Here is a 15,183-nt window from a genome sequence, read left to right on the forward strand (position 1 = left end):
TCACTGGATCCTCGCTCCGGTCGACGCCGGAAGTCAAGGCTGGCGACGCCGGGCGCACCCCTCCGGCGCGCGAGCAGGGGTCGCCGGTGCGCCTACTCCGCAGCGCCCATGACCAGGCCCTCGATGGTGTGCTTCTGCCGGATCGGCTCCAGCTGGTCCACCACCGGGCAGGGCAGATGCTCCCGAACCGTCACGGGCAACCGCTCCCAGTAGCCCCGGGTGACAGCCAGGTCATGGTGGGCGGCGTTGCCCGCGCCGGGGGCGTCGACGCCGAGCACCAGGACCGGGCGGGCCAGGTCCGAGACGTTCGGGGTGCCGCGGTGGATGGTCAGCGCCGACCGGGCCGAGATGTCACCGCGCCGCGGGTACTTGCGCACGGCCCGCCGCTGGTAGCGGGGATAGCGCTCCCTCGGGGGGAACATCTCGTGGTCGAAGTCGGTCCCGTCGTCCCACTGGGTGCCCGGGGCGATCTCGAACGGCCCCATCTCCTCCACCGTGTCGACGGTGGTCAGGTTGAACGCCAGCGAGGTGAGCCTGCGCTGCCGGCGGGTCTCGTCCGGCATCGGGAAGTCCCGGTGCCAGGGCTGCATCGCCGCCCCGGGGAAGGGGATGTCGAAGCCCAGCTCGACGATCTCGTAGTCGTCGCCGAGGACCGCCCGGCAGACCGACATCACCCACGGATGGGTGACCAGTTCCACGAAACCGGTCAGCTGCTCCGGATGGATCTCCACGTACCACCGCTGCGGGCCGCGTCCGACCGCACCGTCGGGACGCGAACGCGCCTCCTCGAACGCGGCGGCCACGTCCCTGCCGACCTGCTCCACCCAGGCCGGGTCGAAGGCGCCCCGACAGGCGGTGATGCCGTCGCGGTAGAGGTCGCCGAGCGCCTCGACCGGGACGTCGTCGTCGGCCGCGGGGTGGGTGGCGGGTGCCGCTGACTGAGCCGGGGGTACGCGCATCGGGGCCTCCTCGGGCGGACGACGCAGGTCTTACAACGTTGTAGAAGCCTGGCAAGGGTCGGCGGGCGACGCCAGCGCTCGACCTGTTGCTGTGACCCGGATCACATCTCGTTCGCGTTCCAGAGCACCCGGCGGCGTGTATCCAGCGAGGTCGCCCGTAGCGGACCGGCTGGGAGGTCAGAGCATGTCGCGTCAGCAGTTCGGCACCCTCGCCGCGCGCGGGCCGGGTGCTCGCCGCCCCCGGAGGGACCGCCCGCGTCAGGCTCGCCAGCCGCGCCCCGCCGGGGATCCGACCATCCGCCGCCGACCGAACGCCGACCGAACCGGACGACACCACCGGCTTCCCCCGCGCCCCATCCCCACCCATTCCGCCCGGAGCGTCGCGCCGACCGGCGGGCCGCGCCCCGGCGGCGAAACCGGTGCGGCGGCGCAGATCAGGCGGATCGCGGCCGACGCGGCCGCTCGGGTGCCGGGCGTGTCCGACGTCCGCCCGGCCACGGTCCGCGTGGGCGACCGGTCGGTGGGCCTCGACCTGAACCTCGTCATCGGGTACGGCCACAGCGTGCCCGCCGTCTCCGATGCGGTCCGCCGGACGGTCGCCGAACAGGTGCTCGCCGGCACCGGTCGCGCGGTGGCCACGGTGACCATCACGGTGCGGGACGTGGTGGTCACCGGCTCGGCCGACGACGCCCCGTCGCGGCCACCGGTCGCACGCCCCGAGCTGACCACCGCGACCGTCAACCGGGTGGCGTCCGCGCTGCTGGGCCTCGCCCTGCTCGCCGGCGGCGTCCTGCTGGCCGGGCAGACGCTGCTGGTCACGCTGGGGCGCCCGACGCCGCTTCTCATCCGCCCCGGCTGGTACGACGCGCTGACCACCACCCGGTGGCACGATCCCGTCGTACAGGCGGCAGCCGGCGCCGCCGTACTGCTGGGTTTGCTCGTCCTGGTCGCCCAACTACGCCGGTGGACACCGGTCCGACTACGGGTCGACGAGCGCGACGGCTGGCACCTGCACCGGCGGTGCGTGGAGCGCCGGCTGACCGACGCGGCGGACACCGTGCCGGGCGTACGCGGGACCCGGGTGCGGGTCCGGCGCCACGGCGACCGGTGGCGGCCCCGGTTGCGCGCCACCGGCGACCCGGCGGCCCGTGCCGAGGTCGAGTTCGCCGTGCGTCAGGAACTGCGTCAGCTCGCCTCGCCACGCGCCGACCGCGTCGACGTCCGGCTGCTGCCCCACCGGCGGCCGGCATGACCGACGCCGCGCACCGCCTGCTGTGGACGATCGTCGCGCTGCTGCTGGTGGCCGGCGGGGCGACGGCGCTGGCAGCCGGTTCCGGCGCGCTGCCGTTCGGCGAACCCGACGCGGTCCTGCTCGGCAGCGGCCTGGTGGACGCCTGGCGGGTCGCTACGCCCTGGAGCACCCTGGCCGCGACGGTCGCCGGGCTGCTGACCGCCGTCGCCGGCCAGCGCCTGCTGCACCGGGCGCTACGCCGACCCGACCGGGCACTGCGGGGCACGCTGAGCCGCACCGGACGTCTGCCCGGTCGCACCCGGCTGGCCAGCGAGGTGCTCGTCCGCGCGCTGGAACGGGACCTGCTGCGCGCACCCGGGGTGCGGCGGGCCCGGGTGGTGCTCACCGGCACGCCACCGTGCCCCGACGTGTGGGTCCGGGTGGACCTGACCAGCGACGCCCGCGCCGGCGGAGTCCGCGAGCACGTCCACGACGCCGTCCGCCGCTTCGCCACGACGGCCGGCTGCCGACCGGCACACCTCGACGTGACGGCCCGGATCGAGCCGGTGCACCCCTGAGCCGGTCGTCCGGCTCCGTCGGGTCAACGGCTGGCCCGGCGGTCTGCTCCGTCGGGGAGCGCTCAGGCGACCGGCATGATCTGCCCCGGATCGACGACCGTGTCGTCGGCGTCGTAGGCGATCGCGTTGGTCACCCGCACGACGCCACTCACCTGGCCCGCCAGCCGGCCGGCGAGGTCGACGGCGGAGCGACGGTCCAACCGGCCCGCCAGGGTGACGTCACCGTGGCGGACCTCGACAGTCACCAGGCCGTCCCGCACGGCGAGCACCCGGTGCAGCACCTCCTGGACGATGTCCGCACGAATCTCCGCGTCCGAGCGCAGGTGCACCCGCAGCAGGTCGGCACGGCTGACGATGCCGACCAGCCGACCGAGGTCGTCCAGGACCGGCAACCGCTTGACCTGCTCGCGATCCATGAGCCGCGCGGCGGCGGACAGTGCCGCGTCCGGGCCGGTGGTCACCGGCGGCGCGGTCATCAGGTCGCCGGCCAGCAACGCCTCGCCCTTGCCCCGGGCGTCGCGCCGACGCCGGCTCTCGAAGACCCGCCGCTGCGCCGGCTCACCGGCTCGTTCGATCCGGTGCAGCAGGTCGGCCTCGGACACCACACCCAGCACCCGGCGGAACCCGTCGATCACCGGCACGGCACTGATGCCGCGGCGCAACAGCACATCGACGATCTCCCGGTACGGGGTCCCGGCCTCCACGGTCACGACCTCCCTGGTCATCACGTCACCCACCTGCCAGGTCCTCATCACGGCCTCCCTTTCGTACCTCCACCTCGGACGCTACGGCCGGACGGCGGCCTTGGTCAGGGTCTACGGCCCGGGCCGTCAGGGGTCCAAGGTCCCGGGCCGGTGCGGTCCGGTCGGCCCTGCCGGGGGCGCCGCCGAGAGCGTCTGATGGAGATGTCACCGGGAAGCGCGGTGCGAGGCAGAGAAGGGACGTGGACACCATGACCGCGACGATCGAGCGGACCACCGCCGAGACCACCGCTCCGGCGACCGGCACCACCCGAGAGAAGGCCACCCGCTACGTCCTGGCCGGCGTCCGGATGGCGCTCGGCTGGATCTTCCTCTGGGCGTTCCTCGACAAGCTGTTCGGCCTCGGCCACGAGACCGAGTCGAAGAACGCCTGGATCAACGGGGGCAGCCCCACCAAGGGCTTCCTCACCTTCGGGGTCGCCGGCCCGTTCAAGGACGTCTACACCGGCATCGCCGGCGCCGCCTGGGCCGACTGGCTGTTCATGGCCGGCCTCGCCGGGATCGGCATCGCCCTCCTGCTCGGCGTCGGCATGCGGGTCGCGGCCGTGGCCGGTGGGCTGCTGCTGGTCCTCATGTGGACCGCCGTCCTGCCTCCGGAGAACAACCTCTTCATGGACGACCACCTGATCTACGCCGGGGTGCTCGCGGTCCTGGCGCTGGTCAACGCCGGCGACACCTGGGGCCTCGGGAAGCTCTGGGCGAGGCTGCCGATCGTCACGCGGGTGCCCTGGCTGCGGTGAGCACCACCGCACCGTCGCACGGCGGGCGTCACCACAGGTGACGCCCGCCGAGACGTGTCCCCAGTTCGGTGATCTGGGGGTCGGTCCGGACGTGTCGGGGCAGGTGGCGGGTCCGCCGCACATCGGTGACGCGCTATCCGGCAGGATCGACGGTGACCGGACACATCACCCAACACGGCAGGAGATCCCCGCATGAACCAGGCAGCAGGCGCCCGATCGGGCAAGCCCGAGGTGGGTCCGATCGAGGGTGCGCCGCCGGCCGACCTCGTGACCGAGGACATCACCGTGGGCGACGGCCCGCAGGCCGAGCCGGGCCAGTTGGTAAGCGTTCACTACGTCGGCGTGTCCCACTCGACCGGCGGCGAGTTCGACTCGTCCTGGAACCGGGGCGAGGCTTTCGAGTTTCCGCTCGGCGGCGGTCAGGTCATCGCCGGCTGGGACCAGGGCGTGGTGGGGATGCGCGTCGGCGGCCGTCGCCGTCTCACCATCCCGCCGCACCTGGGGTACGGCGACCGCGGCGCCGCCGGCGTCATCAAGCCGGGCGAGACGCTGATCTTCGTCGTCGACCTGCTCGGCGTGCGCTGATCGAACGTGGCGGGGGTCGTTCGGCTCGATGCCGGGCGGCCCCCGGGCGCGTCCGCCGTCGGCGTCAGGCGCCGGGTGGGCGGGCGCACGTCCGAGGGTCGGGCGTGCCGCCGGCTCACGCCCCGGTCAGCCTCAGGCCGCCAGCACCAGGCCGCCGGCCGCGGCCGGCGGACGACGAGCGGCCTCGACCAGGTCGGCTGGCATCGGACGACGGGCGGCCTCGACCACCCGGGCGGGCTCGAGGATCGGCATCACCCGGTGCAGGCCGGTGGCGCGCAGCACCCGGGCCACCACCGGGGTGGGATCGACAAGGACCAGCTCGCCGCCCCGGGCCCGCACGCGCAGGTGCGCGGCGAGCAACGCGCGCACCCCGGCCGCGGAGAGCAGGCGCAGCCCGGACATCTCCAGCTGCACGACCGGTCGCGCCGGCACGGACCACAGAGCGGAGCGGAACGCGGCGACGGTGGCGATGTCGACCTCGCCGGCCACCCGCACCTGGACCACCCGGTCACCGACGTTGACCTGCACGTCGATCCGGTCGCTGCGCTCTTCCATGACGTGAAATCTATCCCCCACCACCGACAGTTTCGCCCCTCGGCGGAGTGATTCCGGGTACGCCCAGGGTCATCCCCCGGGGTGCCCCTCATCCCCCTAGGGGTGGAGGCCAGGGGCCTCGCGGTCGACCGAACGGCCGGTGCCGCGCCGCGTGCACGGCGCTCCGGGTACGCAGGGCATCGGCGGTGGACAATGACCCGATGGTGATCCCCCGGCCCCGGCCGCCACGGCTGATCCGTCCCGTCCGCGAACCGGCCACCGTCCCGCCTCCGCTCAACGGGGTGTGGGCGGCCACGGACCGGCGGCTCGACCAGGTCGACCTCCTGCCCCTCCCCGAGGGGGCCGTCGGGCCGGAGGACGTGCTCGTCGACCCGGGCGGCCGGGTCATCAGCGGCGACGAGGACGGCAACCTCTGGTGGTGGCCGGCCGACGCGCCGGCCGGCACGCGAGGACGGCTGCTGGCCGAGACCGGCGGCCGGCCGCTCGGCATCGAGACGGATCCGTCCGGGGAGGCCCTCATCGTCTGCGACGCGTACCGGGGGTTGCTGCGGGTCACGCCGGACGGGGCGGTCCGCGAGCTGACCGGCACGGCGCCGCCGGTGCACCTGGCCAACAACGCGACGGTGGCCCGCGACGGCACGGTCTACTTCACCGACTCGTCGGACCGGTTTCCGGTCTCGCACTGGAAGCGGGACCTGCTGGAGCACCGCCCCAACGGCCGCGTGCTGGCCCACCATCCGGGCAGCGGGCGCACCGAGGTGGTGGCCGAGGGGCTGTACTTCCCCAACGGGATCGCGTTGACCCCGGACGAGTCGGCGTTGATGCTGGTCGAGACCACCACCCACCGGCTGCTCCGGGTGGAGTTGCGCGGCGGGGTGCGGGTGCTCGCCGACCTGCCCGCGTACCCGGACAATCTCTCCGCCGTTGGCGACGGGACGTACTGGATCGCCCTGCCCAGCCCTCGCGTGCCCATCGCCGAACGGCTGCTGCCACACCCGCGGCTGCGTCAGCTCGCCGCGCTGCTGCCCGACGCGATGCAGCCGCAGCCGCGCCGCTACGGGCTGGTCGCGCTCGTCGACGGCGAGGGCACGGTCCGTCGTACGCTGCACGGCCCGGCCGGGAACTACTGGATGATCACCGGGGTACGACAGCACGGCGACCAGCTCTGGCTGGGCAGCCTCATCGGGCCGGGCGTGGCCCGCGTACCCCTGTAGTGCGCGCCCCACCCCGGCGCGGCCGGGGTGCGTGCACGGCGAACGGGCCGACCCACCGCGATGGTGGGTCGGCCCGGTGCCTCAGCGTCCGCTGACCGAGGGCGCCGGCGCGGGTGACCCGCCGGCCACCGCGCCCGGGTGCGCCGGGGCGACCGGCGCGGGCTTGAGCCCGGACGGCACCGGCAGGGCGCTGCCCTTGACGAACTCGTCCCAACTCACGTTCCACGCCGTCCAGCCGTTGCCGGGTTGCAGGTCGACCTCGGTGCCCTTGACGGTGACCAGGTCGCCGACCTGGGTCACCCCCATCAGCCAGTCCGCGGCCGTGGCGGAGACGTTCGCGCAGCCGTGCGAGGTGTTGGTGTAGCCCTGCTCGCCCTCCGACCAGGGGGCCGAGTGGATGAACTCGCCACCCCAGGTGAGCCGCTGGGCGTCGTCGACGTCGACCACGTAGCCGCCGTTCGGCTCACCCCGGGTGTCGAAGGTGGTCCGCTCGTGCTTCTCCATGATCACCATCTTGCCGCTGGAACTGGGCGTGCTCGGCTTGCCCAGGCTCACCGGGATACGGCGAACCAACTTTCCGTCGCGCAGCACCGTCATCTGCTTCGTGGCGTTGTCGATCTCCAGCGAGACCTGCTTGCCGATCTTCGAGGTCGCGGTCCGTTCGGCGTCCCCGACCAGGTTCTTGCCGATCGGCAAGCCCTCCAGCCCCGCCCGGACACTGATCGTCGTCCCCGGTCGCCAGAAATCGGGTGCCCGGTAATAGACCTGACTTCCGTCCTCCAGCCACGACCAGGTACCCGGCTGCGGCGGATTCGTCTTCACGAACAACCGGCGCTGCACATCCGCCCTGGCCTCTTTCGGAATTGCCGGGTCGAACGCCACGGTTACCGGCATCGCCGTGCCGTACGTCCGGTTGCCGACGAAATAGAGGGTGCTGGTGATCTGCGGCTTCGTGGACTTGGCCATCGTGGTGAACGTGGTGGTCCGTGTCGTGGTCGCACCCGAGTCACCTGTCGCGGTCACCTCCGCGGTGTACGTACGCCGAGGTTGCAGCGGCGCGCTCGGCACCCAACCGGAGCCATCCTCACGCGGTTCCGCCTTGACCTGCGCGCCCTTGTCGTCGGTGAGCCGGACGCCGGTGACGCGGCCGCCCTTGACCACCGCGCCGACCTCGGCGCTGATCGGCACGTCCCGGGTCTTGTCCCCCGGTGTCACGGTGAGCTCCGGCGCCGCGACGTGCCCCTTGGCCGGCCCGGCCGCCGAGTCCCGGTCGGCGGTGCATCCGGCCAGCACGAGCGGTGCGGCCGCGATAGTTACCGCCAACAGCGTCAATCGCCGCCTAGGTGTCATGTTCAGTCCCCCCGTTTTCGACTTCCCTCTGCCACATTCTGTCGGCCCCGACAGGAGTATCCAGGGCATTCGGAAATAATCGGCGGCGCATTTATCGGCGCATTTTCCGGCCCTGCGCCGTTGACGAGAAAAGCGCACGAGTGCCGCCTTGAGGCAACGTCCGCACTCCCGCACGTCACCAGACCCGCAACGTCCCGTCCCACCCCGACCCCGCCACGCCCGCACCTATCGCCGCCATTGCACGACTTCACCCCTCGGGTCGCGCTCGCCCGCGATGGCGTGCGCGACGGCCGCGCGGGGGTCGGGGCGGCTGCCGCACCTGCCGGGAGGACTTTTGTCAGGTGGAGCGAAGCTTCTGCTCGTCGAGACGGAGCTTTGCCTTCGTCCGGAGGCAAGGGTAAGGTCGATTTTCAGATAGAAGGTTGCCCATTCGTCGATCAGCCTGCCTGCCTCCCTTGCCCGGGTCGGCCGCGGTCCCCCTTCAGGGGCGCCGACCGCGCCCACGCGTCGTCCTCACCGTTCCGCCGGAGCACGCCTCCGGCCGGTTCAGCGCGCTCCGGCACCGGCAAGCGGTCGACGGCACACCAGCCGTCAGGAAGGGACCACCACCATGGATCGCCAGACCAACCGCTCGGAGCCGACAGCGACCGCCGAGTCGGTCAGTCGGCGCGGACTGCTCCGCGCCGCGACCGTCTCCGCCGCAGCCGTCGGCGCCGCCGGGCTTCTCGCCGGCCCGGCGAGCGCCGCGCCCGCCGGCGACACCGCCGCCCGGGGTCAGTCCCACGGCCGGCGTCGGGTGCCGGTGGACCGCATCAGCATCCAGCTCTACACCGTGCGCGACCAGCTCGCCGCCGACCTGCCCGGCACCCTGACGGCCCTGCGGCGCATCGGCTACCGGCGGGTGGAGCACGCCGGCTTCGTGGGGCGTACGGCGGCGGAGTTCCGGGCCGCGCTCGACGCGGCCGGGCTGCGCTCCACCTCCGGTCACACCGGCATCCCGCAGCCGTTCGACGCCGCCACCTGGGAACGTGCGCTCGAGGACGCCAACACGGTCGGCTGCGAGAAGATCGTCCACCCGTACTTCGGTCGGGACGCCGAGGGGCGTCCGTACCGGGACCCCGCCGTCTACCGGGCCCTGGCCCGGGATCTCAACCAGGCGGGCCGGCTGGCCCAGCGCGCCGGGCTCGATTTCGGCTACCACAACCACCAGCTGGAGTTCGTGCCGCTTACCGACGGCTCGACCGGCTTCGAGATCCTCACCGGGCAGACCGATCCCCGGCTGGTCCACTTCGAGCTCGACCTGTACTGGACCTGGCGAGGGGCGCACGACCCGGTCGACGTGATCCGGGCCAACCGCGGCCGGATCCGCCAGGTGCACGTCAAGGACCTGGACGTCGAGGGTGGCTTCGCGGACCTGGGCGACGGCGTCATCGACTTCGGCCGGATCTTCGACCACGAGCGGGAGGCGGGCATCGAGGAGTACATCGTGGAGCGGGACGACGCGGGCACCCCGCCGCGCGCCCCCGCCGACGCCCTCGACACCGCCCGGGTCGGCTTCGACTACCTCGCCGCACTCCGGTACTGACCACCTCGGGGACCACCTGACGACGAACCGGGCCGTACGCCGCCGCCGCGCGTCGCACCACAGGTGCCCACCCTGGCGACGGCCGTCGCCAGGGTGGGCGCCGTCGCCGGGTCGCTCAGGTCCAGTCGCTGTCGACGTGGTTGTCCCGCCAGCGTCCGCCCACCGGCGGGGTGTCCAGCCGCATCCCCTCGTCGGCGTTGCCGGCGAGGTCGTTGTCCTCGACCCGGCAGTCCACACAACTGCCGCGGTCGGTGATCCACAGCCCGTGCGTCTGGGTCTGGTGGTCGTGGTTGTCCCAGATCCGGTTGCCGCGAATCGTGGCCGAGTCGAACGGCGCGTCGATGGTGATACCGGCCCGCCGCTGCGGTGCGGCACCCAGTTCGTATCGACATCCCGGCGGGGGGATGTCGCCGCTCCACGCGCTGAACGCGTCCGGGCGGACCGGGGCGAGGGTGAGTTCGTCGCCGGTGTTGGAGGCGACCATGGCGACGGCGCGTCCGACCCGCAGCATCTTGCCCCGGTGCCCGTCGTGCGGCCAGGCGGCCGACCGGTCCACCAGCGACCGCTCGCCGTAGCGCACGGCGTCACCCGTCCCGCCGGTGCCTTCGGCGTACTGCTGCCCGTTGTTGCGGATCCGGTTGTTGAGCACCACCGCGTCGGTCATCTGGTGGTCGACGCGCACCGCGTCCAACCCGTTGCCCCAGAGCTCGTTGCTCTCGATCACCACGTCCCGGATCGCGCCCTGGTAGCCGCGCCCGAGGTTCCGCGTGTGATATCCGTGCTGGCCGTTGCCGCTGATCCGGTTGCCCCGGACGGTGTACGGGCCGGGGGTGTTGCCGATGCTGACCCCGTCGCGCAGGTTGCCGTCGATGACGCAGTCGGTGAGCAGCCCGCCCCGGCCCGCCACCGACGCCGTGCCCTGCGACGACACGTCGAAGCCGGTCTCCAGGTTGCCGGTCATCGTGCAGGCCGAGACGATCAGACCGTCGGCGCCCCAGTCGGAGATGCCGAACCGGTTGCCCTGGCTGTGGCAGCCGACGATGCGGTAGCCGCGTGGCGGCTCCCAGTAGTCCTTCTGCAGCTCCAGGAAGATCCCGTTGGTGCCGTTGGCCAGGGCGGTGCAGTTGGCGATGGTCAACCGCTCCACCGGCCCCCACCCGCCGATACCGACCCCGATGCCGGCGCCACCGATCTGCTCGCCGTTGTCGAGGCGACCACAGCCGACAGTCACCACGCCGTCGATCAGCGAATCCTGGAGGAAGTCGCAGCCCAACCCGGTGGCGGCGGTGTGGTGGATGTAGAGGTTGCGAAAGACGCCCCGCACCACGTACTGCAGGCCGAGGCCCTTGGCCAGGTAGTTGTACTCGGCCATCGCCACGCCGGAGCCGTCGATCTGGAAGTCGGCGAAGGTGCAGTCGGCGATGTGCCGGTCCCGGTCCGCGCCGTGCTGCACGGTGGTCCAGAAGGCCAGCGGCGTCGGATCGGCCCGGTTGCCCTCGTTGCTGAGCATGAACCGGGTCGCCGCCGGGCCGGCCCCGATCAGCGACACGCCGCTGCGCCACACCGTGCCCGCGTCCCGGATCGAGTAGATGCCCGGCGGGCAGTAGATGACGCGGGCCCGCCCGTCCGAGGCGTATCCAGCGCCGAGACGTTCCACGAGGGCTGCCAACGCCGGCTGGTCGTTGGTCGCGCCGTCACCGGTCAGCCCGTACTCCAGCGCGTCGCAGTACAGCGGTGCGCCGGCCGCGGCGGGTCGCCGCACCCGTACCGAATTCAGTAGCAGCTCGTTCGCCACGACCACGGATCGGCTCCCTTCGACGCCTGCGGTGCGTACCGGCGGGGCCGACTTCCCGATGACGGGACCGCGAAACCCCGGGACGCACGCCGGCCCTGGCGCCGCGCGGGCGGTGCCAGGGCCGGCGGTACGCCTCAGACGGCGGCGATCAGCAGCGCCGGGCGCTCCACGCAGTCGGCGACGTGCCGCAGGAAGCCACCGGCCACCCCACCGTCGCAGACCCGGTGGTCGAACGTGAGGCTCAGCTGGGTCACCTTGCGCACGGCCAACTGCCCGTCGACCACCCAGGGCTTGTCCACGATCCGGCCCACGCCGAGCAGGGCCGCCTCGGGGTGGTTGATGATCGGCGTGGAGCCGTCCACGCCGAACACCCCGTAGTTGTTCAGCGTGAAGGTGCCGCCGGTGAGCCGGGCCGGCGCGAGCGTCCCGGCCCGCGCCGCGGCGGTGGTCGCCGCCAGCTCGGCGGCCAGCTCGGCGGTGGTGAGTCGCTGGGCGTCGCGCAGCACCGGCACCAGCAGGCCCCGGTCGGTCTGCGCGGCGATGCCCAGGTGCACCCCGGCGGACTGGACGATCCGCTGACCCTCGGTGTCGACCCGGGAGTTGAGCTGCGGGAACCGGCGCAGACCGCTCAGGCAGATCCGGGCCAGCAGGGCCAGGATGCTCACCGGCGCGTCGGGCGTCGCCGCGTTGATCGCCGCACGGGTCTCCAGCAGCCCGGTGGCGTCGACGTCGACCCAGATGGTCACCTCGGGGATCTCCCGCCGGCTGCGGGAGAGCTTGTCGGCGATCACCTTGCGCACGCCGGTGAGCGGGACGATCAGGTCGCCGTCGCCCTGCGGGGTCGGCTCGGCGTGCGCGTCCGGTACGGCGGCGAGCCGGGCGACGGGGACTGCCAGCGCCGCCTCGACGTCGGCGCGGCGGATCACCCCGCCGGGCCCGCTGCCACGGACGGTGCCCAGGTCGACGCCGCGCTCCCGGGCCAGCCGCCGGACGATCGGCGAGATGACCAGGGCGCTCGCCGACCGCACCTCGGCCGAGACGCTGCCGGCGACCGGGGCCGCCTGTGCCGCCGCCGGGCCGGTGCCGCCCGCCGAAAAAGCGCCGGCCGCCGGGCCGGTGCCGCCCGTCGGGTCCGCGTCGGGCCGGACCGCGTCGGCCGGGGCGGCGTCGGCCGGTTCGGGCGCCAGCGCCAGCCGGGGCCGTCGCCGACGACGGGTCGCGCCGCCGTGCCCGGTGCCGTACCCGATCAGCACGTTGCCGGAGCCGGCCCGCTCCTCCTCGCGGTAGGTGGCGTGCCCGGCCGGTTCGTCGCCGGCGCCGTCCAGCGGCGCGATGGTGATCAGCGGCTGGCCGACCGGCCGGACCTCACCCGCCGCGCCGTGCAGGGTCACGACCCGTCCGGCGTACGGGCAGGGCACGTCCACGACCGCCTTGGCGGTCTCCACCTCGACCACGCTCTGGTCGACGGTGACGATGTCGCCCACGGCGACCCGCCACTCGACGATCTCGGCCTCGCTCAGCCCCTCGCCCAGGTCGGGCAGGAGGAAGACCTGCGTCCGCTCGACGGTGGTCATGCCGCCGCCCAACGCGCGTCCGGCTGGTCGTCCCACTGGAGGCGGGCCACCGCGTCGAGCACCCGGTCCACGCCGGGCAGGTGGGTGTGCTCCAGCATCGGCGCCGGGTACGGGATGTCCAGCCCGGCCACCCGCAGCACCGGCGCGTGCAGCGCGTGGAAGCAGCGCTCCTGCACCCGGGCGGCGATCTCCGCGCCGACGCCGGCGAACCCGGGCGCCTCCTGGATCACCACGCACCGGCCGGTACGCCGGACCGACGCGGTGATGGTGGCGTCGTCGAACGGCACGATGGTGCGCACGTCGACCACCTCCAGGTCCCAGCCCTCCTCGCGGGCGGCCTCGGCGGCCTCCAGCGCGACCGGCACCGCCGGCCCGTACGCGACCAGGGTGGCGTCGCGTCCGGTACGGCGCACGACGGCCCGGCCGAACGGCTCGGTACGCACCGGCAGCTCGGCTTCGGCGCTGCCGAAGTAGAGCTTCTTGGGCTCCATGAAGACCACCGGGTCGGGGTCGTCGATCGCCTCCCGCAGCAGCGAGTACGCGTCCTCGACGGTCGCCGGGGTGACGACCTTCAGGCCGGGGGTGTGCGCGTAGTACGCCTCGGACGAGTCGCAGTGGTGCTCCACCCCGCCGATGCCACCGGCGTACGGCACCCGGATGACGATCGGCACGCTGAGCTTGCCCCGGGTGCGGTTGCGCAGCTTCGCCACGTGCGAGGCGATCTGCTCGAACGCCGGGTACGCGAACGCGTCGAACTGCATCTCGACCACCGGCCGCAGCCCGGACATGGCCAGGCCGACGGCGAAGCCGACGATGCCGGCCTCGGCGAGCGGGGTGTCGAAGCAGCGCTTCTCGCCGAAGCGGGCCTGGAGGCCGTCGGTGATCCGGAAGACGCCGCCGAGCGCGCCGACGTCCTCGCCGAAGACGACTACCCGCTCGTCGGCCGCGAGGGCGTCGGCGAGCGCGGAGTTGAGCGCCTTCGCCATGGTGGTGGCCATCAGGCGTCACCCTCTTCGTCGTGCGCGGCGGCGAGCTCGGCGCGGACCTGCTCGCGCTGCTCGACGAGCTGGGGGGTGGGCTCGGCGTAGACGTGGTCGAAGAGGCTCAGCGGGTCGACCGTGGGCTGGGTGTTCATCCGGGTGCGCAGGTCCGCCGCGTACGCCTCGGCCTGCTCGGCGATCTCGGCGACCGCCGCGTCGTCGAGCACGCCACGGGCGCGCAGGTAGGTCTCCAGGCGGGCGAGCGGGTCGCGGTCGCGCCAGGCGTCGACCTCGGCGCCGTCGCGGTAGCGGGTGGCGTCGTCGGCGTTGGTGTGCGGCTCCATCCGGTAGGTGTGCGCCTCGACCAGGAACGGCCCCTTGCCGGCGCGGGCGTGCGCGACCGCGCGGGTCAGCACGGCGAGCACCGCGACCGGGTCGTTGCCGTCGACCTGCTCGCTGGGCACGCCGTAGCCGACGCCCTTGTACGCCAGCGACGGCGCGGCGGTCTGCCGGGACAGGGGGACGCTGATCGCGTACCTGTTGTTCTGGACGAAGTAGACGACCGGGGCTTTGAACACGGCGGCGAAGTTGATGCCCTCGTGGAAGTCGCCCTCGCTTGTCGCGCCGTCGCCGATGAAGGCCAGCGCCACTGTGTCGCGCCCCTGGTACGCCTCGCCGTGCGCGAGACCGGCGGCGTGCACGCACTGGGTCGCGAGGGGGGTGCACTGCGGCGCGGTGTGCACCTCGGTGGGGTCGTAGCCGCAGTGCCAGTCGCCGCGCAGCAGCGTGAGCACCTCGACCGGATCGATGCCCCGGGCAACCAGCGCCATCGATTCACGGTAGGTGGGGAACACCCAGTCGGTGTCGCGGACGGCGAGCACGGCGGCGACCTGGCACGCCTCCTGGCCCCGCGACGACGGGTAGACGGCGAGGCGGCCCTGCTTGGTCAGCGCGGTCGCCTGGGTGTCGAACCGGCGGCCGAGCACCATCCGGCGGTACAGCTCGCGCAGCGCCTCGACGGGCGGCTCCGGGTAGTCGGTACGGGCCGGCAGCGGCGTACCGGTCTCATCGAGCAGGCGGACCGGTTCGGTGGCCGGCAGCAGCGGGCGTGCCGGGTCGGGCGGGGTGACCGTCCGACGGGCGCGCGGGGATGCCCTGCGGACCGCCTGGGGTGTGGTCGTCACGGCGGGACCTCCTGGGACGTGTGGTGAGCCTATGCTTCCGCCTGACGGATGATTGACTCAAGATCCACGCAGAAGGCGGGACGTCTGGCATG

Annotated in this window: 14 protein-coding genes; 6 read left to right on the top strand and 8 right to left on the bottom strand. The window is 73.3% G+C overall.

Translation table 11 applies throughout. The features are described from left to right. Positions 1-92: 92 nt before the first annotated feature. A complete protein-coding gene (locus AB0B97_RS25055) occupies positions 93-959 on the bottom strand; it encodes a phytanoyl-CoA dioxygenase family protein (protein ID WP_357496900.1) in 867 nt (288 codons plus the stop codon). 475 nt (positions 960-1,434) lie between these two features. Between AB0B97_RS25055 and AB0B97_RS25060 the strand changes: the two genes are divergently transcribed. Together AB0B97_RS25060 and AB0B97_RS25065 are read left to right on the top strand one after the other, a co-directional pair. Next, positions 1,435-2,211 (top strand): Asp23/Gls24 family envelope stress response protein, encoded by a 777-nt coding sequence (locus AB0B97_RS25060; RefSeq protein ID WP_357496902.1) that lies wholly within the window; start codon positions 1,435-1,437, stop codon positions 2,209-2,211. After that, positions 2,208-2,768 carry a hypothetical protein gene (locus tag AB0B97_RS25065; RefSeq protein ID WP_357496904.1) on the top strand — a complete coding sequence of 187 codons (561 nt, stop codon included), beginning with the start codon at positions 2,208-2,210 and terminating at the stop codon, positions 2,766-2,768. The genes AB0B97_RS25060 and AB0B97_RS25065 overlap by 4 nt, the downstream gene beginning before the upstream one ends. A gap of 62 nt (positions 2,769-2,830) precedes the next feature. On the opposite strand, the gene AB0B97_RS25070 is transcribed toward AB0B97_RS25065, so the two are convergent. Next, positions 2,831-3,520, bottom strand: a complete 690-nt coding sequence (locus AB0B97_RS25070; RefSeq protein WP_357496906.1) for a CBS domain-containing protein — start codon at positions 3,518-3,520, stop codon at positions 2,831-2,833. A 191-nt stretch (positions 3,521-3,711) separates the two neighbouring features. On the opposite strand from AB0B97_RS25070, the gene AB0B97_RS25075 reads away from it, so the two are divergent. Together AB0B97_RS25075 and AB0B97_RS25080 are read left to right on the top strand one after the other, a co-directional pair. Beyond that, positions 3,712-4,269: a hypothetical protein gene (locus AB0B97_RS25075; RefSeq protein ID WP_357496908.1), complete on the top strand. Its 558-nt coding sequence runs from the start codon at positions 3,712-3,714 to the stop codon at positions 4,267-4,269. 192 nt (positions 4,270-4,461) lie between these two features. Next, on the top strand, positions 4,462-4,854 hold the full coding sequence (locus tag AB0B97_RS25080; protein WP_234588781.1) for an FKBP-type peptidyl-prolyl cis-trans isomerase: 393 nt from the start codon (positions 4,462-4,464) through the stop codon (positions 4,852-4,854). A gap of 132 nt (positions 4,855-4,986) precedes the next feature. Here AB0B97_RS25080 and AB0B97_RS25085 read toward each other — a convergent pair whose 3' ends face one another. Continuing rightward, positions 4,987-5,409: an STAS domain-containing protein gene (locus tag AB0B97_RS25085; protein ID WP_234588782.1), complete on the bottom strand. Its 423-nt coding sequence runs from the start codon at positions 5,407-5,409 to the stop codon at positions 4,987-4,989. Positions 5,410-5,609: 200 nt separating this feature from the next. On the opposite strand from AB0B97_RS25085, the gene AB0B97_RS25090 reads away from it, so the two are divergent. Then, on the top strand, positions 5,610-6,623 hold the full coding sequence (locus tag AB0B97_RS25090; RefSeq protein ID WP_357496910.1) for an SMP-30/gluconolactonase/LRE family protein: 1,014 nt from the start codon (positions 5,610-5,612) through the stop codon (positions 6,621-6,623). A gap of 81 nt (positions 6,624-6,704) precedes the next feature. On the opposite strand, the gene AB0B97_RS25095 is transcribed toward AB0B97_RS25090, so the two are convergent. Beyond that, positions 6,705-7,973 (bottom strand): Ig-like domain-containing protein, encoded by a 1,269-nt coding sequence (locus AB0B97_RS25095; RefSeq protein ID WP_357496912.1) that lies wholly within the window; start codon positions 7,971-7,973, stop codon positions 6,705-6,707. A 610-nt stretch (positions 7,974-8,583) separates the two neighbouring features. Here AB0B97_RS25095 and AB0B97_RS25100 point away from each other — a divergent pair. Further along, on the top strand, positions 8,584-9,558 hold the full coding sequence (locus tag AB0B97_RS25100) for a sugar phosphate isomerase/epimerase (protein ID WP_357496914.1): 975 nt from the start codon (positions 8,584-8,586) through the stop codon (positions 9,556-9,558). Between the two features lie 115 nt (positions 9,559-9,673). On the opposite strand, the gene AB0B97_RS25105 is transcribed toward AB0B97_RS25100, so the two are convergent. From AB0B97_RS25105 to pdhA, 4 genes are all read right to left on the bottom strand, one after another. Further along, on the bottom strand, positions 9,674-11,353 hold the full coding sequence (locus tag AB0B97_RS25105) for a right-handed parallel beta-helix repeat-containing protein (protein ID WP_357497334.1): 1,680 nt from the start codon (positions 11,351-11,353) through the stop codon (positions 9,674-9,676). A 134-nt stretch (positions 11,354-11,487) separates the two neighbouring features. Continuing rightward, on the bottom strand, positions 11,488-12,939 hold the full coding sequence (locus AB0B97_RS25110; protein WP_357497336.1) for a dihydrolipoamide acetyltransferase family protein: 1,452 nt from the start codon (positions 12,937-12,939) through the stop codon (positions 11,488-11,490). Then, the gene (locus AB0B97_RS25115; protein WP_234587160.1) at positions 12,924-13,928 is read right to left on the bottom strand and encodes an alpha-ketoacid dehydrogenase subunit beta; all 1,005 of its coding nucleotides are present in this window, start codon (positions 13,926-13,928) and stop codon (positions 12,924-12,926) included. Before AB0B97_RS25115 ends, AB0B97_RS25110 begins: the two co-directional genes overlap by 16 nt. Next, positions 13,925-15,124 (bottom strand): pyruvate dehydrogenase (acetyl-transferring) E1 component subunit alpha, encoded by a 1,200-nt coding sequence (pdhA, locus tag AB0B97_RS25120; protein ID WP_357497339.1) that lies wholly within the window; start codon positions 15,122-15,124, stop codon positions 13,925-13,927. The genes AB0B97_RS25115 and pdhA overlap by 4 nt, the downstream gene beginning before the upstream one ends. Positions 15,125-15,183 lie beyond the last annotated feature (59 nt).

The organism is Micromonospora sp. NPDC049004, assembly GCF_040649315.1.
GTDB lineage: Bacteria > Actinomycetota > Actinomycetes > Mycobacteriales > Micromonosporaceae > Micromonospora.

Bases quoted from the DNA above. Each gene is read 5' to 3' on its own strand.
- AB0B97_RS25100 (WP_357496914.1), top strand. From the start codon at position 8,584: ATGGATCGCCAGACCAACCGCTCGGAGCCGACAGCGACCGCCGAGTCG.
- AB0B97_RS25080 (WP_234588781.1), top strand. From the start codon at position 4,462: ATGAACCAGGCAGCAGGCGCCCGATCGGGCAAGCCCGAGGTGGGTCCG.
- AB0B97_RS25085 (WP_234588782.1), bottom strand. From the start codon at position 5,409: ATGGAAGAGCGCAGCGACCGGATCGACGTGCAGGTCAACGTCGGTGAC.
- AB0B97_RS25065 (WP_357496904.1), top strand. From the start codon at position 2,208: ATGACCGACGCCGCGCACCGCCTGCTGTGGACGATCGTCGCGCTGCTG.
- AB0B97_RS25055 (WP_357496900.1), bottom strand. From the start codon at position 959: ATGCGCGTACCCCCGGCTCAGTCAGCGGCACCCGCCACCCACCCCGCG.
- AB0B97_RS25090 (WP_357496910.1), top strand. From the start codon at position 5,610: ATGGTGATCCCCCGGCCCCGGCCGCCACGGCTGATCCGTCCCGTCCGC.
- AB0B97_RS25070 (WP_357496906.1), bottom strand. From the start codon at position 3,520: ATGAGGACCTGGCAGGTGGGTGACGTGATGACCAGGGAGGTCGTGACC.
- AB0B97_RS25095 (WP_357496912.1), bottom strand. From the start codon at position 7,973: ATGACACCTAGGCGGCGATTGACGCTGTTGGCGGTAACTATCGCGGCC.